Here is a 19,616-nt window from a genome sequence, read left to right as displayed (position 1 = left end):
AATATGCCATTAGATAAGGATAAGGATAAACAAGATTTACAAATTAAAATATTTACAGATGAGCAAATTCAATTACTTACCGAAGATGATATTAAATCATTATCAATTGAACAAATTCAAGTATTTAATGAAAAAATTAAAGTATTAGATAAAGAAGTTGAAAAAAGAACCATAATATTATCAAATTATATTGATGTAATTACTGATGCTATTTTTAAAATAACTAGTTTATTAGAAGAAAATGTTTTTTTGGAAAAGCAAAAAATCGGCAATTTTAAAAATTTTATTTTTTGAATGCTTAGTTGTGGTTCTGTTAATAAAAATAAAAGAATAGAAAAAAAACTAAATAAAAATAAAAAGGAAATACAAGAAAAAACTAATGAACGAACAGATTTAAAAATAATATTTGAAAATATTAGTTTAGAAAGAAAAAAAATAAATGATAAGTTAAATAATTTAATTAAATTAACTGAATTATGAAAAAATATTAATGATAAAAAAAATAGTATAAAAAACACTTCACAAGATAAAGAATTTTCTTGTTCTAAATTTGTTCAAGAAATTAATGCTTTAGAATTAACTAGTCAAACACCAGTAAATGATCGTGTACAAAACTTACCATAAATATAACCATTATTTATGAATATAGTAGTGTTTATTAAAAAGGAAAAAAACTAAAAATGGAACAATATTATGAATTATTAGGTTTATCTATTGGTGCAACAATTCCTAAAATTAATGCATCTTTTAGACGTTTATCTTTAAAATTACATCCAGATAAAAATACTAATAATCCAGAAGCAACTATTAATTTTCAAAAATTAAGTGAAGCGCGTAATGTTTTAGTTAAACAAAAAGAATATGAAGAAAAAACTAATAAAATATGGAAAGAAAATTTAAAAAAACAACAAGCAGAACAAGAAACATTTCAAAATAAACAAAAAGAAGAAATTTTAGTTAAGCAAAAATTTAAGATATTTGAAAAAGAAATTGATCAAAAAATAAAAAAATATTATATTGAGTTATTACCTAAAATACTTGATTTTAAAATAGAATTAAAGAAATTAGAAAAAGAACTTTTAACTTTACAGTCAAAAAGTTCTAAATTAAGAAAATCTATTATTAATTTAAATACAAAGAAAATAAATCCAAGAATTAATTTTTATATTAAATGTATTACTTTAGATTTTTATGATTGAAATAAAATAACAGAAAAAGAACTATGTGAAAATAAAAATGAATTTATAAAAACCAATAGGGAAAAAGAAAATTTAAAAGAAAAATATGATATAGTAAAAACTAATATGCAAATATTAATTAATGAGCAAAACTTATTACAATAAGATCTTAAAGAATCATTTGCAAAAGAAGATGATTTGAAAAAATATATAAATTCATTTAATTTAGAAGAAAAAGATTCAATAAGAGATTGAAATAAACACTTTTCATCATCAGTTTAATGATATAAATAATATTATATGAATAGTTAATGATTTAAATATAAATTTAGTTTTATGGTTCAACTAATATTTCATTATTTGATGTTTGTTCATCATTGCGTTCTTCAATAATATTATTATCAATAATAATATAATATTGTAAATATTTATTTCAAATACTGATAATTGGTTTATACAGAAAACTACTAAACATAAAGTTACCAATGCCATGAATAGCATCAAAACTTAATCCAGATAATCAGTAAAGATAAAAACTGGATTTACCAAATAATATTAAATGAATTAGAGCATCAAATGTACCAAAAGTAAAACCTCATAAACTTGTAATAATTACAAAAATTCATCAATGCTTTTTAATTAAATGATGAAATATTCAAATTATTATTACCAATATTGGTCATATACTAAAATATAAAAATATTCAACTATTACCACCGTAAAGTAGAATTTCTAATGAAGCAAAAATTAAAGGAATAGTAATTGACATATATAATGGAAAAACTAATGCTGAAAATGCTAATAGGAAAGTTACAACTTCAATATTTGGTAATATTGCTAGTACTTCTTTTAAAGCAAAGACCAGTGCTGCATATGAAGGAATAATCAAGATACGAATTAATTTTTGGACATGGTTACTCATATTTGTTCTCGGCTTTCTTTATTTTTTCTTTCTTACTTTTACTTCAGGTTTTTGATTATATTCTTTTATTTTTGCTTTTATTTCAGGTTTTTGATCATATTTTTGTTGTTTTTCTTTATTAGATTGTTTATTAACTATTTCATTAATTTGAAATGAATAAACTGTATTAATAACTAATTTTATCGTTTAGATTTATTGAAAGCAATACCCAATGCTTTTGGTGTTTTACTTCATTTTGATGTAAACACTAAAACTAATAAAGATGTTACAAAAGGCAATATATTCCATATATCAGAATTACTTGATATTCATTGAGGAATATTTGGTAAAAACGTAATTCTGGCACCTGTTGTTTCAACAATAGCAAATAAGGCAGCACCAATTGTAATCAATGGTACCCTTCATTGTCCAAAAATTAAAATAGCTAAAGCAATAAAACCATTTCCACTAACTGTTCCACGAAAAGTTTGACTAGCATACATTGGAAAAATACCACCAGCAATTCCTGCTAAAAAACCAGATAATAATACAGCAACATATCGTTGTTTAATAACATTAATTCCCGCAGGATCAACTGCATTGGGATTTTCACCAGTCGCAACATGATGTAATCCTCATTTAGTATATTTCAAAATAATAGCAATACTGACTAAAACTATAATTGCTAAAAATAAATATAAATTAAAAAATTCATTATTACCAATTTTTGGTAATTGATAAATATTTGTTAATGAAATAAAACCATTATTCCCTGGTAACTGAACAACAAAAACTGCAATTGCTGCTGCTAAAATATTAATTGCAACGCCAGAAATAATTTGATCAGATTTTAAAGTAACTGATGCAAAAGCATGGAAACAAGCAAATCCCATTCCCGCTAATCCACCTACTAATAAAGCAATAATTTGTGATCAATTACCTCAATTAACACCTATATTTTTTCCAAATGAAGAAAAAGCAAGAGCACCAATTGTCATCATTCCTTCAATACCAATATTAACAACACCAGCACGTTCTGAAATTAATCCAGATAATGCACCAAGTACTAAAACAACAAAAATTAAACTAGAATGTTCAAGAATTATTTTGAGTGCTTCCATTAACTTTTTCCTCCTGTTCTTTCGGTTTTTATTTTCATAATTGCTTGTTGTTCATTTTTAAATATATCAGTAAATTTATTAATAAAAGTTGTCTTTTCAATTTCCGCTTTTTTAGTAAATTGTTTGGTTAATATATTAATATTACTATTAATTGGGATAATTTGACTTTTTAATTGCTGTTTGTTAATTTTATAATTTTTAATTAACTCTTTAACATTATTTTTATAATTAGTTTGAAGTTGATGTTTTGCTAAAATTAATTGTTTTTTTATTTTTTTATCATCAGTTTTAACTTTTTGATTTTTTAATGACTTTAATTCATCACTTAATTCTTGTTTCAATTTATTAATTTCTCGATAAAGATTTAATTTTAAGTCTTTTACTCTTGACTTATCTAATATTGCTTTTTGTTTTTTTAATAATGTTATTTCTCGAATTAAATCTTGCTTATAGTTATAAACATTATTTTCATATTTCATTTTTTCATTAATATACATATTTAAACTTTCACCATAAATCGTTTTTATTTCTTGTTGAAAATTATTTCAATTACCAATTTTACCTTTTTTTCAAATTGCATTATATTGTTTATATATATAATGATTTAAAGCTTTATTTTCTTGGAAAAATTGTGCTCAATTAACACCAACTTTATCATTTTTATTATTAATAACTGCTTGTAACTGTAAGTTGATATCACTATTAACTTTATTAATTTCTTGCGAAAGATTTTGTTTTAAATTTTTAACTACTGACTTATCATCTCATAGTATTTTATTATATTTTCCTTTTAATTGTTCTTTATCAATTTTATATTTTTTAATTAATTCCTTAATTTCAATTTTATAAGTAATTTGAAGTTGACATTTTTTTAAAATTAATTGTTCTTTTAATTTTTTATCATTAGTTTTAACTAATTCATTTTTTAATGACTTTAATTGATCACTTAATTCTTGTTTCAATTTATTAATTTCTTGTGAAAGATTTTGTTTTAAATTTTTAACTACTGACTCATAATCTGATAATGATTTATTATATTCTATCTTTAAGTGATTAATTTTATTATTTTTTTCTTTAATTAAATCTGATTTTAACTTATTATATTGTCTCTTTATTTTAAAATTTTCAATAAAATGATAGTACATCTTGGCAATAAAACTATTTGTAACTTTTCGTTTTTCTCCATCAAAGGCTATATTTAAATAACGAATTAAAAATTTAATTGGCTGTAAACGAGATAATAAAACTGCACAGGCAGCTGAATAAATAATAACACCAAAAATAATATCACCAGTTGCTGTTGGTAATGTTAATACTGAACCAATTGAACCACCGCTCTTAATTAAACCTCAAAGAAAAGCAGAACCCACAACACCTATTGGATTAATTTGACCAACTAAAGCAACAGCTATACTATCAAAACCAATAGTCGGCAAATCATCAGTTAAAAAACTAATTGAAGGATTTTTGGCAATGTAATAAATAACAGCCATTACTCCTGCTAATGCTCCTGAAATAACAAATGATGTTATGCAATAATGTTTATGATTAATACCACTATAAACCGCAGCAAATGGATTTAAACCTACTGTTCGAATTTTATAACCTAAAGTTGTTTTTTTCAATAAGAATCAAACTGTTATTATTAAAATAATAGAAATTAATAATGGTAGTATACAATTATAACCATTAATACTCATACTCATACTATAATGAATAGTTGCTGATGTTCCGTGATCAGCATCATATAAATCTTTATTGATTTTAAATAGTCATTTTACTAAATATCAAATTGTTCAATTTAATAAAATAGAAGTAACAACCTCATGAACATTAAAAAAAACTTTTAATAACACTGTTACCAACGCCACCAATATTGCTGCTAATACTCCAGCAAAAAACGTGCTAATTATAGCTAATGGTTGTGATAAGTCATAACGAATACCAATTGCTATAACAACAGCTCCTGCTGCTAACATTTGACCAGCAACTCCAATATTAAACATTCCTAAGCGGAAAGAAATAACTAGTGCTAATCCTGCTACAATATAAATTGCTCATCAAACTAAAGTATTATCTCAATTATTAGCTGGCCAACTTGTAAAAGCATATGTTAATAACAACTGAAAATAAGTAAAAGCATTTTGACCTGAACCAATTATAACAAAACAAGCAATAATTAATCCAAAAATAATGGCAAAAATTGAACCCTTAAATTTAGTAAGACTACTATTCATTTCTTTTGAACCAAGATATAAACGACTTCGTCGTTTTAAAAATCATGTTTTTTGTTTAAACATTATCTTCATTTCCTTCCATTAACATTTTTTGTCCTGCCATCATTAATCCTAACTGTTCACGAGTAACATTTTTAGCACTAACATTACCAGTAATTTTACCAGCATGTAAAACAACAATTCGATCTGCTAATGACATAACTTCTGATAATTCATAAGAAATTAATAATACTGCATTACCTTCATTTTTTTCATCAAGAATACGACTATGAATATATTCAATAGCACCAATATCCAAGCCACGTGTTGGCTGAGCAACAACTAAAATTTTATGTTTTCTTGTTAATTCTCTACCAACAACCGCTTTTTGTTGATTACCACCCGACAAACCTCTAACTAAAGCAAAACCACTTTTACTACCACGAACATCATAATTATTAATAATATTTTGTGCATAAGATTGAATAGCTTTACTGCGAATCAAACCATGCTTAGAAAAAGGATATTCGCTAATATTTTGTAAAACCATATTATCAATAACATTATAATCTAAAACAAGTCCATATTTATGACGATCTTCAGGAATATGACTTAAACCATTTTTATATAAACTTTGAATTGAACTGTGTTTCATATTCTTATTACCAAAAAAAATATCACCTTTTTCTGGCTTAATTAAACCAGTAATTGCTGAAATTAATTCAGTTTGACCATTACCTTCAATACCAGCAATAGCCACAATTTCTCGTGACTTAACTTCTAAACTAAAATCAGAAAGACCCATTATTGATTTCTTATTACCAATTTTATGAACAAATAAATTATCAATTTTTAATAATACTGGCCCTAATACAACATTACCTTGATTTCTAATATCAACTAAATCTCTACCAACCATCAAAGTAGCAATTTCTTCTTTAGTTTTACTCTTAGATTCAAAAGTTTCAATAACTTTACCTAAACGAATTACTGTAACATTATCAGCAACTTGTTTAACCTCTTCTAATTTATGACTAATAAAAATAATAGTTTTACCATCACGTCTAAGTTCTTCAATAATTGTTAATAAACTAGTAATTTCTCGTGGTGTTAAAACCGCGGTTGGTTCATCAAGCACAATAATACTAGCACCACGATAAAGAACTTTTAAAATTTCAACACGTTGTTGCATACCAACACTAGCATTCTCAATTTTTAAATTAAGTTTAATGTCTAATTTATATTTTTTTGAAATTTCTAAAATTTTAGACTTAGCTTTTTTATAATTAATTCACTGTCATTTATGAACTGGTTCACTACCTAAAATAATATTTTGTAAAATAGTGAAGTTATCAACTAATTTAAAATGTTGATGTACCATTCCAATACCTAATTCACCTGCTCTAATTGGTCCTGATATTACTACTTCTTTACCATTAATTTTAATAATACCTTTTGTTGGTTGATATAGTCCAAATAAGATTGACATTAGTGTCGATTTACCTGCACCATTCTCACCAACCAAAGCATGAATTTCTCCTTTTTTAATTTTAATAGAAATATTATTGTTAGCAATAATAGTATCTAAAAAAACTTTAGTAATACCTTCCATTTCAACAGCATATTGTAAGTTCTGTTTTTCAATATTTACTTGCATTTTATCACCCCTCTTAATTATTTAAATGGATCATATTCTTTTTTAATACCATTAATTCAATAATGATCTTTTAAATTGAGTACTTTTTGTCATCCAGCAGAAATTTTATCTAATCAATTAGTAGTTTCTGTCATTAATGGTGTGTAAATATCTTTATCACCATCTTTAATTGCTTTATTTGGTGCTATTCCAGTAAAATTAGGTCCACCTCTGTATGGTGCATCATCAATAAATGTTTGATCGGCAGTTGGATCAGTTGGATGCTCTGGATTCTGATTAGTTTTACCAACTGATTTTCAGAGCATAAGTTTAATTGAACTAATTAAATCTTTTTCTGCAGAAGTAATAAATCTATCTGCAGATTGTGGATATTGAAGTTGTTGATCTGTATCAACACCAATAATTTTACCTTGACCAGATTTTTTTAATGATGATAAAGTATCTTCGGTTTGTGGTCCTGCTACTGGAAAAATAATATTAGTTTTTTGTCGAGCAAGATCATCATTAATTGCTTGTGAACCTTTTGAACCTTGAGTAAAATCACCACTAAATTGAGTACCTGAATTTATAAATTTAATATTTGGTAATGGTTCTTTAAAATCTGAATTTAAAATTTTAACTCATGATATTAATTTTTCTTCATCTTCTTTATTTTTAAATTTATTATTAAAAAACTGTATGGCTCAATAATAACCATACATATAATTAGTAACTGCTGGAATATCAAGTCCACCATAGGTTGACATTTTTAAATTATCAAGTCCACCATATTGATTAGCATGAGCAGTTAACCATATTGCCCCTGCCAATCCGGCTAAAAAGCCTGATTGTTCTGCTTTGTAAAGTAAACCAGCCAATTGCTTATTAGATTTTGGTACTTCTTTATTTGGAGTATCACCATCAATAAAAATAAATTTCACTTTATGTTTTAAAATAGTATTTTGTGCTTTAACCAAAGCATTATGATGTAAAAATCCTGAAGCAATAATTACTTTACTATTTATGAAAACGGCTTTATTATATGATGTCATTAAATCATCAGTATTAGTTAATTGGGGATTATCTCAAGAAACCTCAACTCTTTTATTTTTATATTGAGGATCAACATAATCACTATGTGTTCAATCATTAAACTCTTGTTTAAACTTGAGAGCAGCATTATATGATGATTCATTAAAAGAAACATCATTAATAGTATGTCCATCAGTTACAACAGTTATTCGATAAATATTTGGATCATTAAACTGACTATTGCAAGCAATGATTGGTAATATCATTATTACTGACAATGATATTGCACTAAATACAGTAAAAATTTTACGCATACTATTATATTCCTCCTACAAATATATATAAATATTTATAAAAAAAAAATATAAAAAAAGAAAGCAAAAACATTGCTTTCTTAATTCAATTATTCAAAATAAAATAAAACTGTGTATAAATAAATTTTGAAAATAAATAGGTGGGAATAACTTACTATTAAAAAATACAGTATATATGTATTTAATATTAATTATTTTCTTATTTTCACAATTAACTCTAAACACTAGTTTCTCCTTTAATGGCATAACTACCATTATATAAGATAATAAAACTTATTCTTTAAAAATTCAAGAATAATTATAATTTTTTTAAAATATATAGTAAAGTTTTATTAAAACTGTGGTTTATACTTTTCAACACTTTCATCAACATAATTTTTTCAAGCATTTTCTCACTTATCACGAGTAGAATCATTAACTAAATCAGCAACTAATTTATTATAAGCGTTAGTTACTTTTTGTGCTAAACGTCAATAATCATTACTATCAATAATTAAGTTATTATAAATAGCACTAATAGAATCATTATTAGCAATTCCAAGATATTGCTGACCACCTAATGCTGGTTGTGATATGCTGCCATCAAAGTATTGTTCACCATTAATAGGTTTAATAACTGAATGTTGATCATCCTTATTATAATCTAAATTAAAAGAATGTCATAATCAAGTATTAACTGACTTATGAATTCCTTTTAAAGCTGATGTAATAAAAATATCTTTAGCATAACTATATTGAACACTTTGATCAACATCGACACCAATAATTTTTGCTTTGCTATTAGTAGTAGAGTTTTTAACAGCTGATACTAAATCAATTGTTTGTGCTCCTGCAACAGGCATTACAATATCATCTTTATATCCATCAATTAATTGTGAAGTTATTGCTTTTGATGATTTTGTACCAGATTCAAAACTACCTGTAAATTGTTTAGCAATTTTATCAAAATGAATATCAAATTTATTAGTTCATTTTTCAATTTTTTCCTTACCCTCTTTAATTCTAATGGCATTAGTCATTTCCAATAAATTATCATTGCTATTACGATATTTATTAAAATAATATACACCTCAATAATAACCCATCATATAACTAACAATAGTATCAGCTGGTAAACTACCAAAAGTTGACATTTTTAAACCATTATCATCATATGTTTCATGATTAGCTGCTAATCATATTGCTCCTGCTAATCCTGATAAAAACCCTGATTGTTCTGCTGAATAACTTAAACACGCTACATCAACTGGTTTTTCTAATTTAGCATCAACTAAAATAAAACGAACACCTAACTTTTTATATTGATTTTGAATAGCTGGTGTTAATGCACCAAGATGATTAAACCCAACAACAATAATTGTTTTAGCACCAGCAAATGTTGCTAAATTATAATTATTTTGTAAAGTTGAAACAGTACTATCTCGTGAAATAATTCAACGTGTTTTCATTTTTTTATTTTTTCAAACTTCATTACCGGGTAAATTACTAATCATAATACGATTATCATTAAATGTTTTAGTAAACTCTTTTGAACCTTCTAATACTTGCTGATTAAAAGCTTTATCAAATAAATCACCACCATCAGTAATTATTCAAATATCACCAACACTAGGAATACTACATCCAATTAATCCTACTGACGAACTATTTATTAACAAAGTAATAATTAATAATTTTAAAAAATATTTCATAAATTTCTCCTATAAATAAAAAAATGTACTACAGTAAAAATATTAATATTTATTTACAATTTTTTTATGCTTTATTTTTACCATATTTTTCATCAAAATTAATAATTCCTCTATTATATGCATCAATAATAATTCGTGCGCAATGAACAGGATTATATAAAATATTAGTTTTTAATTGTGAATTAGCCATTAACAGTTTAATAAATAGTTCAAAATCATTTTCTTTTAATACAAAATCATGCGTAAAACCTTTTATATCATTCATATCTACTAATAATGCTAAAAGAATTTTATGAATTATTCCTCATGAAGAATTTTTAGCATTACTCTCAATTCTACTAATTGTTGCTTGACGAACACCTACTAATTTCCCCAAATATGCTTGCGTTCAACCAAGTCTTAGACGTATACGCCTAATTTCTACTTCAATTGCCATTTTATTTCCCTCTCTAATTTTAGTTATTCCCAAACTTATTATGTTATGAAAAATTATAAAAAGATAAATTTTATTCTATATTTGCATAAAATATACTAAAATTAATATGGTGATACAAAATGGAAAATGAATTAATTAAATACTGAACAAAAAAAAGTTTTTTTTATGTTAGCATTTTGTGATTAATTGTTCAAATTATATTTATAATAATAGGTTCAATTTTAATAAATACTACTAGCGAAAAAATAATTAATATTTTATTAATAGTTGGCATAAATAGTTTAATTCTATTAATTTTGTTTGCTTTTTCTATTAATCATTATACTTATGAAACGGTTTATCAAATTAAAGTCAAAGGTAGTACTTTTCAAACTAAATTTTATCGTTATCTAATTATTCTATTTAGTTTTGGTTGATTAATTTTTTTCATTTTAAATGCATTATTTATGTTAGTTGAAACTGCCGTTTTTAAAAGCAAACTTGATTATTTTAATACTTTAAACGATCATTGATGAATTTTACTTATTGTAACAATATTTAACGTTTTAATTATTAGCATACATCGACAATTAATGCATTATACATTAACAAATTTACAATTACCATGAAGTAAATATATAAATAATAAAAAGTAGATTATATCTACTTTTTCTTTGCATCTCATAAATTTATAATGTTTTTTGCACTAATTAAACCAAATAATGATCCACAAGCAACTAAACCACCATTCAATCCAATAAAAACAAATGATAATCCTAATACTAAAGTTATTACTCCATTGCCAAGACTAGCAATACTAACAATAATTAATGGTAATAATGTAACAACAATTGAAGCAACTCCAATTACTAAACCAAGAATATAACCAATTCTTTGTTCAAATGCTTTTCTTGAATTTATCATAACTAAAATAAATATAAGAATACCATAAGTTGTTAGACAAGCTATCAATATAATTCATCCCAATCATTGAATAGTACTTAATCCAGAATCAAAAACTTCTTGTAATCATTCTCCAAACTTCCATAATAATTCATAAGAACTTTCCATTAATCCTTTTAAAGAAATCATAATTATAGAAATAACCATTACCGGCATTAATGTTGTCAAAAGTAGATAAATACCAATGTTAGATAATGTTTTTGAAAATTTTAACATCCTTTTTACCTCTTTATAATTATTATTTCGCAATATTTCTAGTAAACTATTCGTACTTTATCTTTAACATCTTATGCAAAAAAAATTTAAAATCTATAAACAATAATTTTATTTATCAATCATTTTTAAAATTATTAAAAACTAAATGTAATTAATAATTAAGTATCTAATTTTATATTTATCTTAACATTTAGCCAATATAAATCAACAATAATACGTAATTTAAATAGTTAAAAATAATTATATCTTGTCTTTTAAATTTTAAAAATAAATATATTATCTTTATTGATTGTAAAATTTCAAAAAAAATGTTAAAAAAACTACAAACTAAATATAGTTTTTAACCTATTTACTTTGTTTCTCAAAGTAAATAGGTTTTTATTTTTAAAAGGAGAAAAAACATGAAAAAAATATTAAAAATAATAAGTGGTTTAATAATTATTACAAGTACAAGTTTAAGCGCTATTGGATGTTATAAAAATAACAATATTTATGATTTAAAAGTGTTACAATCAATAATTTGACAAGAATCAGCAGAAAGAAAAATATCATTATTAAATACTTTTCGTGCAGCAATAAAACAGTATGATGATGTTATAGAAGCAAATAAAAATTTATCATTAGATGTTATTTACGCAACCGCAAATAAACCTAATGCCAAAAATGATGAAGAAGATAAAAATTATACTGTGCATTATAATGAATCAAAAATTGAAGCTAATAAATATGTACCTATTGTTATTACTGATTTGGATGAAACATTCATAAATAATATTGGTTTTTCAATTTATAAATTTTTTAATCCAAAAATGAAAGATATGGATTATGAATTTAAAAAATGAGTTGATCATCAAGTCAATTTTGAAGAACAACTTTATAATGGAGTTTTAGCATTTGTTAAACATGTATGAAAAAGTGGTGGTATTGTTTTATTTGATTCAAATCGTTTTCAAGGCGAAAATATCAAGTATGGAGATGAAGCAATACCAACTAAAAAACTACTAGAAAATAATTATTATCCAAAGGCATTTCTTGATAGTTATGTTTGATGAATGCAAGGAGTAACTAAATATGATTCAAATAATTATAAAGATTTAATATCAAAAGAAAATCGTTTTAATTATATTAATAATAACAATTTTAAATTATCATCAAAAGATAAAAATAGTATGCAAATAAAAAATTGAGAAAATGATTTAGTACCAATAAAAAATGTACCATCACATATTGTAATGAGATTGGGTGATAACATTAATGATTTTCATTCTAATTTAACTAATTCAAAATTAATTGATAAAATATCATTAAAAAATGAATTAATAAATAATAAAAATTTTAATAACTTAATTGGTAAAGTGGGAGATGAATTTTGATTTACAAAAAATGAAAATGGAGAAATAATAGAACATTATTGAAAAGAAAATGAAAAAAATAGTTTAATTGATAGTGATCTAAAAAACCTTGGTTTTGTAAAAGAAATTAAACTAGAAGAAGGAAAAATTAATTGAAAAGAAACTTATGTACTGGTTGGTGGTAATGATGTATATGGTAATTTTTTATGAGATTTAGAAAAAAAATATCGTTCTAATTTAGATAATTGATTAAATTTACTAAAACATTATTTCAAAAAATATGAAAATATATGAAAATAATTTACAAAAATTAATATTCAATCTCTAAATAAAATTAATATATATATATATATTAATTGTAAATTTTCAAAAAGATGTTAAAAATAACTATAAACTAAATATTGTTTTTAACCTATTTACTTTGTTTCTCAAAGTAAATAGGTTTTTATTTTTAAAAGGAGTAAAAAAATGAATAAAGAAATTGAACAAGAAATAAAAAACTTAATGTTTAAAGAAATAAAAAAATTAAGAACATATGCTATTAATTATCATAATTACAAAAAAAACGTACAATTTAATGATATAGATATTCAAAATATAAATAATGGTATTGAAAATAAAAGTAAAAAAAGTAATATAAACAGTATTATGAGAGAACATAATTATGCAAAAAAATTATCTATTTTATAAAAAAATTTAATTTAATTATAAAAAGTTTTAATATAAAAAATAGTAAGAACATATGTTCTTACTATTTTTGTAAACTTTGGTTTTGGTAATTTTTTCAATAATTTAAAATTACATCATCATTAAATAAATTAATTTCATTTTTTTTAACTCCTTTTTTTAATTTATTTATATTTTGTCATAATATATTTTGTAAAGGTATTGGATACTTTCATATTCGACGATTAGTTTTAAATTCTTTCAAATCTAACAGTTTATAAGAACGATTAGGAAATACTTTAATATCTAAATCATAATCAATGTATTTAACTGTTTGCGAATCTAAAATAAAGGGACTGGCAATATTACAATAATAATGAACACCATCATTACGAATCATACAAATAATATTGTATCAATCATTTTTAAAAAATAACCAAATTGCTGGATCAACGGTTGTTCATTTACGACCATTAATTTCAGTAATTGTTACATTCTCATTTACTAAAACTAAATATTTTTCAGTATCTTCTAAAACAATTGAATTATTTCAACTACGATATAAATCGCCATTATGCTTATATGCATGAATTGAAAGTATTTGCCCTTCTTTAAGGTACATATACATTTAAACCTCAACTTTCTGCAAATCATAAACAAGTATATAGGGGCGTTGCCCCTAGTTGCTTCGCAACTTACCCCAGTGGCGTAAACGCCACGGCCAACCAACCAAGGTTCTGGTTGGCTTCGACCAATAATATAGGTTTACTCTATTTTAACATCTTTCTTATTTTTCTTAGAATATTTATTTCTATAATAACAAGCACGGCATACAGTATTTTCAGTTTCTTTCTTTTCAGTTTGTAATATATTATCCAACTTATCTAATCCTACTACTCTAATATCATCAACAGTAAAATCTAATGCTTGTGATTGTTCATAGTCTTTAACAGTACTTAATTCACTCTTTAAAGAATGAATATAATTTAAAGCACGACTATTATATCTTTGTAAATAAGACCTAGGAAATCATAAACTAAAAGTCATAGTTTCACCACTATAACTTGGTGGTAAACCACCACGTTTAATTATTCGCTTTGTTTGTCTTTTAGATAATACAACTTTATTATAATCATCAATATTAGTGTAAATATTTAGTTTAAACTTAACTAAAAATAACAAAATACGCATTCTTTTAACTTGCACAATATATTCCACTTTTTCACGTGCTTGTTTTGGTATTCTATCGGGGTGTTGTTCAATCATATACATAATTCCATTAAAATTATGACCTATTAATTTACAAAACATTCCCAAACTTTCTTGTGTTTCTTTAAATTCGGGTGACAAATCATTACTATTAATTTTCAAACCTAACTCATCTAAAACAACCATATCACACTCTTTAAAAGCATAATTACTATTTAATTGATTAAATTTAAAAACATCATCATAAGAACAACGATAACTATATTCATTACGTACTTTATTCATTACGTACTTTAATAGGAATAGGACTTACTACTCTACCTTTATGTTTTTGTGCTAAACAACAAGCAAGAGCAGATTTACCAGTTCTTGGAGGTGCAGAAATAATATAACTACCTACACGTTGTAATATCTTTATATTTTTTCTAGTTATTAAAAATGGATACAATATTATTAATAATAAAAGTCCTAAAAGAACATAACCATATCAAGGCATTATTTCAACTCCTAACCAACTAAAAACCCAACTGCTTTTAAAAATACTCACAATGTTAAAACTTGTTCTAAACCACTAGTAAAATCAACATTTAAAACAGAACTAATAGTATCATCAAAAATACGTCTCAATAATCCGTCAAGTTTAGTAAAAAACTCTCTTAATGGTTCTACTGGTAAAACTTTACCAACAACGCCATAAAGTACTCACCTAAAAGAATTACGCAAATGACCAAAAACATCATATCAACTAACACGCTCATACTCAGGATTAAAAGGACTATTTGGTGGTACTGGGGTTACTTTCTCACTTGAAAAAATATTAATTTGACCAAAATTTAACCGTGGTGACATATGTGAAAATGAATCACCATGAACATCAAAAAATACTGTTAAATGTCTTAAATTTGGAACACGAATAGGCATAGTAACAAAATTATATAAATCTTGCTGATAAATATCATTATCAACCTTACCTTTAAAAACATACTTTGTATCACCAACATTATCTAAAAAACTAAAAACAAAATTAGCAGTAAAAGTTTTAAAATATTCATATTCAAAATAAAACATAAAACCTTGAATATAAAAACTTAAAGGTTTATCAATTTCAAAATTTAACTGTGTTTGAAAATTTATAACTCTCCTATCAGCATTAACAAAATTCAAACGATTAGTATTCTTTTCTGCAACATAATTATGATTAAACATAATACGTGAAAATTCATCCAATTGTTTTCTATTAAAAGTATAAACACCAGACCCCATATTTATCTCTTGTGACGGAACACCAACTGTATCACTATAATAAGAACATATATAAGTACCCTGATTACCAATAAATTCACCACTTACTAATTTTAAATCCGGTTGGTCAACATCAAAATAAGCAGAATTTCATGGAATTGTTGCTCAATCATCAAAACTATGGTATTTAACATGTTTAACCATTTCTTTTGTAATATCATAATTAACAATATTAGGGTCATTTGAAGCAATTAAACTAGTTGGTGCTTGAACAGAAGTATTTACAACAAAAAATAATTTTGCAAACTTAAATCACATAATTATTTACCAAATAAACATTTTAAAATTCACCATGAACCATAAAACAAAACAAATCCAATAAAAAACTGAGTTCCATAAATTACTAAATTTCATAAAATAGTAGTAAAATCATCAACTGGATTACCTATAAACATAGTTCAATAGTCAACTATACATTGATGTATTTTATTGTAAATTTCTAAAACACTCATACTTAACACCTACCCAAACAATGACCTAAAAACAAATTTAATAGCACGATAAATAAAATTAAAAAATACACGCAATACCAATCAAAAAGTCAAATTAAACAAAATATAAACTTCATTAGTAATATTTGGTTGATTTAAAAATATTTGAATATCTTTACTAGAAAATATAAAAATAAAATGCAATATACTAAAAACAAAATTAGACATAATTAATCACCAATACCAAAGTCACGAGTTGAACTACCAGTAAACTTATTACCGCCAGCACCACCTTTAAACTTACCTTGTTGTTTATTTCTTGTTTTTACTTTTTCAACACGTCTTTGATAACTCTTAGCAATTTGTTGACCAGTACCAACACCCAAAGAAACAGAACTTTTACCAATAAACTTAACAGCATATCCTAACCCTAATGTTGGCAACATCAACTCGGGTAAAATAACCCTAAATGCAAATCTAAGCAAAATCAAAAATATCATTAACGTACCTAAATTAAAACCTAAATTACCAAGTGGAAAACTAAAAAACTTCATAAAAATTGAAGCAAATAATTGCATAACGGTTGTAATAAAAGGTATAAACATAATTTCACTCCTAATGTCTTGTAAATCTAAATAATCCTAAAATTAAATAAAATACAAAACTAACATTTATTAAAGCAAGAATAGGCAAAGGTAAAGTGTATAAACTATCATAAAAGAACGACTTAATAAAAAGTGTCACAGTATGTAATCCAGCAAAAGAACTTAAATACTGCATATAAATAGTTTATACCAAAGTATTAACAACTGGTAAAAGTCTACCTAATAAAGGTAAAACAAAAACCAAACTAAAAAATAACTTTACCATTTGCTTACTTCCTTTCTAATTACTAATGTGTTCCATGAATAATATGTCCCACAAATTGTTTGATAAACACTAATACCATAAATACAATTGAAATTAACACTGGTCAATTTGTAAGTGTTCCACCATCGCCAGTTGTAAATACTCAACCAAAAATATAAGTAAAAGCATTTAATAATTGTTGGCCAACACCACCAATCATATTTAATAATGCTGATAATCCAGCGGGCATATTAATCACCTCCTTTCTCTAATTCTCTTTGTTGTTTTTCCATTTCTAATTTACGTTTCTTCTTTTCAAAATCTTTACGACAAAAAATACAATCAGGCTCACTATCATTCTCCTTTATATGTTTTCTATGTTTATATTTTTCTATACCCTCACGTTAGATGGGTTACACTTTATTGGACACTAATTACATAGACAAGTGAACAAATTAGTTAAAAGAAAGGAATTATAATTATGGTCACTATTAACTCATATTCAGATGAATTTAAAAAACAAATAGTAGCTTTATATCAAAGTGGCAAATCAGTATCTTGCCTTACTAAAGAATACAATGTTACAAGAGCAGCTACTTACAATTGAATTAAGCAATTTACTAATTCAGGTAGTTTTAAAACTAAAGATAATCTTTCAGATTTAGAAAAACAATTAATTCAAGCAAATAAAGAATTAAAACAGTTACGAATGGAAATTGATATTTTAAAGCAAGCAGCACTAATAATAGGCAGAAAATAGAGATTATTGCAAATAATAAATCTAAATATAAAATGCGCACAATGTGTCATTTTTTAAAACTCTCTAAATCAACATATTATTTTAATTTAAAGAAAAAAAATAAAATTCAAAATAATATTTATGAACAAGCTGTTATTAGTGCTTTTAAAGAAAATAAAGAAGTTTATGGTACTAGAAGATTAAAAGTCATACTAGCAAACCAAGAAATTTATTTATCACGCAGAAAAATTAAAGAAATTATGAATAAGCATAATTTAATATCAAAATACACTAAATTATCATTCAAAAATTATCATAATAAAGTCAATGATAGTCAAATAACCAATCTTGTTAATAGAAACTTTAATAATAGAATTAAAAATGAAGTTATTGTTAGTGATTTAACTTATGTTCAAGTTAATGGTAAATGAAACTATATTTGCCTATTAATCGACCTATTTAACCGCGAAATTATTGGACATAGTGTTGGAGTTAAAAAAGATGCATCATTAGTATATCAAGCATTTATGCAATCAAATCACTGTTTAAAAGATATTGAAATATTTCATACTGATCGCGGTAATGAATTCAATAATAAAACTATTGATAAACTTTTATTAGCTTTCAACATAACTCGATCTTTAAGCAAAAAAGGATGTCCTTATGACAATGCTGTTGCTGAAGCAACTTTTAAAACTTTCAAAATTGAATTTATTAATGATAAAAATTTTACATCATTAATCCAATTAAAATTAGAATTATTTGATTACATCAATTGATATAACAACATAAGAATTCACAGTACTCTAAACTACCTAACTCCAATTAGTTATCAAAAACAAATGTCTACCAAAAAATAGTCCTAAAAAGGGTTGCCATTCCATACCAAAACTATTTAAAGATATATAAGTATCTCAATCTACAAAAGATTTATCAATTACTGGCTTAGGAGTTGGTATTGGAGTAGAAATTGATGGTTCAGTTGGACATGGTGATCAAAAACAAGGTTCATCTCTTAATAAAGACACAGACTTATTTACATACTGAACAAACTTAGCATAATTAATTAAACCAATTGTTCCTAAACCTAAAAATATCTTTTTATAACTATTAATAACTTTATTTCTAGTAGTTGGTCTTTGATTAATATTCCATATATCAATTCCTAACTTTTTACTAAATAACAAAGAATTAATACTTCCCAAAATTGGGTTTTTTAAATATTGACCATAATAAGCACTAACTTCTACCATAGCACTTAATGGACTTAATCCAGTTCTTAATATTTTAGTTAAAGTATAATTACTAGTTTGTTCTAACTCATTAGGCATAAATAAAACTCCTTACTTTTATATTAATAAGGAGCATATTTATACTAATTTGTA

The 19,616-nt window shown here is 24.4% G+C and carries 22 protein-coding genes; 6 read left to right on the top strand and 16 right to left on the bottom strand.

The window, feature by feature from the left end; translation table 4 throughout:
• Positions 1-3: 3 nt before the first annotated feature.
• The gene (locus AAHM95_RS03915) at positions 4-624 is read left to right on the top strand and encodes a hypothetical protein (protein ID WP_342274164.1); all 621 of its coding nucleotides are present in this window, start codon (positions 4-6) and stop codon (positions 622-624) included.
• 56 nt (positions 625-680) lie between these two features.
• Positions 681-1,343: a J domain-containing protein gene (locus tag AAHM95_RS03910; protein WP_342274163.1), complete on the top strand. Its 663-nt coding sequence runs from the start codon at positions 681-683 to the stop codon at positions 1,341-1,343.
• A 169-nt stretch (positions 1,344-1,512) separates the two neighbouring features.
• On the opposite strand, the gene AAHM95_RS03905 is transcribed toward AAHM95_RS03910, so the two are convergent.
• The 7 genes from AAHM95_RS03905 to AAHM95_RS03875 all read right to left on the bottom strand — a co-directional run bounded on the left by AAHM95_RS03905 (position 1,513) and on the right by AAHM95_RS03875 (position 10,525).
• Complete coding sequence (locus AAHM95_RS03905) at positions 1,513-2,100, bottom strand: hypothetical protein (RefSeq protein WP_338962242.1); 588 nt, start codon at positions 2,098-2,100, stop codon at positions 1,513-1,515.
• A 179-nt stretch (positions 2,101-2,279) separates the two neighbouring features.
• A complete protein-coding gene (locus tag AAHM95_RS03900; protein ID WP_342274162.1) occupies positions 2,280-3,200 on the bottom strand; it encodes an ABC transporter permease in 921 nt (306 codons plus the stop codon).
• Complete coding sequence (locus AAHM95_RS03895) at positions 3,200-5,500, bottom strand: ABC transporter permease subunit (protein WP_342274161.1); 2,301 nt, start codon at positions 5,498-5,500, stop codon at positions 3,200-3,202. The genes AAHM95_RS03900 and AAHM95_RS03895 overlap by 1 nt, the downstream gene beginning before the upstream one ends.
• Positions 5,493-7,073, bottom strand: coding sequence for an ABC transporter ATP-binding protein (locus AAHM95_RS03890; protein ID WP_342274160.1), 1,581 nt, complete (start codon positions 7,071-7,073; stop codon positions 5,493-5,495). Before AAHM95_RS03890 ends, AAHM95_RS03895 begins: the two co-directional genes overlap by 8 nt.
• A gap of 17 nt (positions 7,074-7,090) precedes the next feature.
• Entirely contained in the window at positions 7,091-8,398 is a 1,308-nt protein-coding gene (locus AAHM95_RS03885; protein WP_342274159.1) for a BMP family ABC transporter substrate-binding protein, read from the bottom strand.
• 332 nt (positions 8,399-8,730) lie between these two features.
• Positions 8,731-10,089: a BMP family ABC transporter substrate-binding protein gene (locus AAHM95_RS03880; protein ID WP_342274158.1), complete on the bottom strand. Its 1,359-nt coding sequence runs from the start codon at positions 10,087-10,089 to the stop codon at positions 8,731-8,733.
• Positions 10,090-10,153: 64 nt separating this feature from the next.
• On the bottom strand, positions 10,154-10,525 hold the full coding sequence (locus AAHM95_RS03875; protein WP_342274157.1) for a helix-turn-helix transcriptional regulator: 372 nt from the start codon (positions 10,523-10,525) through the stop codon (positions 10,154-10,156).
• Positions 10,526-10,644: 119 nt separating this feature from the next.
• Between AAHM95_RS03875 and AAHM95_RS03870 the strand changes: the two genes are divergently transcribed.
• Positions 10,645-11,160, top strand: coding sequence for a hypothetical protein (locus AAHM95_RS03870; RefSeq protein ID WP_338975820.1), 516 nt, complete (start codon positions 10,645-10,647; stop codon positions 11,158-11,160).
• A gap of 7 nt (positions 11,161-11,167) precedes the next feature.
• Here AAHM95_RS03870 and AAHM95_RS03865 read toward each other — a convergent pair whose 3' ends face one another.
• Positions 11,168-11,683, bottom strand: a complete 516-nt coding sequence (locus AAHM95_RS03865) for a hypothetical protein (protein WP_342274156.1) — start codon at positions 11,681-11,683, stop codon at positions 11,168-11,170.
• Between the two features lie 401 nt (positions 11,684-12,084).
• On the opposite strand from AAHM95_RS03865, the gene AAHM95_RS03860 reads away from it, so the two are divergent.
• Together AAHM95_RS03860 and AAHM95_RS03855 are read left to right on the top strand one after the other, a co-directional pair.
• On the top strand, positions 12,085-13,335 hold the full coding sequence (locus AAHM95_RS03860) for an HAD family acid phosphatase (protein ID WP_342274155.1): 1,251 nt from the start codon (positions 12,085-12,087) through the stop codon (positions 13,333-13,335).
• Between the two features lie 168 nt (positions 13,336-13,503).
• On the top strand, positions 13,504-13,725 hold the full coding sequence (locus tag AAHM95_RS03855; protein ID WP_281748988.1) for a hypothetical protein: 222 nt from the start codon (positions 13,504-13,506) through the stop codon (positions 13,723-13,725).
• A 61-nt stretch (positions 13,726-13,786) separates the two neighbouring features.
• Here AAHM95_RS03855 and AAHM95_RS03850 read toward each other — a convergent pair whose 3' ends face one another.
• The 7 genes from AAHM95_RS03850 to AAHM95_RS03820 form a co-directional block, all read right to left on the bottom strand.
• Entirely contained in the window at positions 13,787-14,323 is a 537-nt protein-coding gene (locus AAHM95_RS03850) for a DUF402 domain-containing protein (protein ID WP_338961175.1), read from the bottom strand.
• A 143-nt stretch (positions 14,324-14,466) separates the two neighbouring features.
• On the bottom strand, positions 14,467-15,195 hold the full coding sequence (locus tag AAHM95_RS03845; protein ID WP_342274154.1) for a hypothetical protein: 729 nt from the start codon (positions 15,193-15,195) through the stop codon (positions 14,467-14,469).
• The gene (locus AAHM95_RS03840) at positions 15,188-15,406 is read right to left on the bottom strand and encodes a hypothetical protein (protein ID WP_338975815.1); all 219 of its coding nucleotides are present in this window, start codon (positions 15,404-15,406) and stop codon (positions 15,188-15,190) included. The genes AAHM95_RS03845 and AAHM95_RS03840 overlap by 8 nt, the downstream gene beginning before the upstream one ends.
• Before the next feature lie 11 nt (positions 15,407-15,417).
• Complete coding sequence (locus AAHM95_RS03835) at positions 15,418-16,470, bottom strand: hypothetical protein (protein WP_338978608.1); 1,053 nt, start codon at positions 16,468-16,470, stop codon at positions 15,418-15,420.
• 403 nt (positions 16,471-16,873) lie between these two features.
• Positions 16,874-17,248, bottom strand: coding sequence for a hypothetical protein (locus AAHM95_RS03830; RefSeq protein WP_342274153.1), 375 nt, complete (start codon positions 17,246-17,248; stop codon positions 16,874-16,876).
• A gap of 10 nt (positions 17,249-17,258) precedes the next feature.
• The gene (locus AAHM95_RS03825) at positions 17,259-17,423 is read right to left on the bottom strand and encodes a hypothetical protein (protein WP_342274152.1); all 165 of its coding nucleotides are present in this window, start codon (positions 17,421-17,423) and stop codon (positions 17,259-17,261) included.
• Between the two features lie 112 nt (positions 17,424-17,535).
• Positions 17,536-17,742 carry a hypothetical protein gene (locus AAHM95_RS03820; protein WP_174480363.1) on the bottom strand — a complete coding sequence of 69 codons (207 nt, stop codon included), beginning with the start codon at positions 17,740-17,742 and terminating at the stop codon, positions 17,536-17,538.
• A 231-nt stretch (positions 17,743-17,973) separates the two neighbouring features.
• Here AAHM95_RS03820 and AAHM95_RS03815 point away from each other — a divergent pair.
• Positions 17,974-19,091, top strand: a protein-coding gene (locus AAHM95_RS03815; RefSeq protein ID WP_342274151.1) for an IS3 family transposase whose coding sequence is annotated in 2 segments (ribosomal slippage) — positions 17,974-18,244 and positions 18,244-19,091 — 1,119 coding nt in all. Because the reading frame shifts where the segments join, the coding sequence is not laid out codon by codon here.
• Here AAHM95_RS03815 and AAHM95_RS03810 read toward each other — a convergent pair.
• On the bottom strand, positions 19,047-19,562 hold the full coding sequence (locus tag AAHM95_RS03810; protein WP_342274150.1) for a hypothetical protein: 516 nt from the start codon (positions 19,560-19,562) through the stop codon (positions 19,047-19,049). The two genes, AAHM95_RS03815 and AAHM95_RS03810, sit on opposite strands and share 45 nt — an antisense overlap.
• Between the last annotated feature and the right edge of the window lie 54 nt (positions 19,563-19,616).

The sequence above is a fragment of the Spiroplasma endosymbiont of Phycita roborella genome (genome assembly GCF_964031195.1).
Classification (GTDB): Bacteria; Bacillota_I; Bacilli_A; order Mycoplasmatales; family VBWQ01; genus Spiroplasma_E; species Spiroplasma_E ixodetis_A.
Note: the sequence above shows the minus strand (reverse complement) of the source record. Positions and strands in the feature narration are given on the sequence as shown.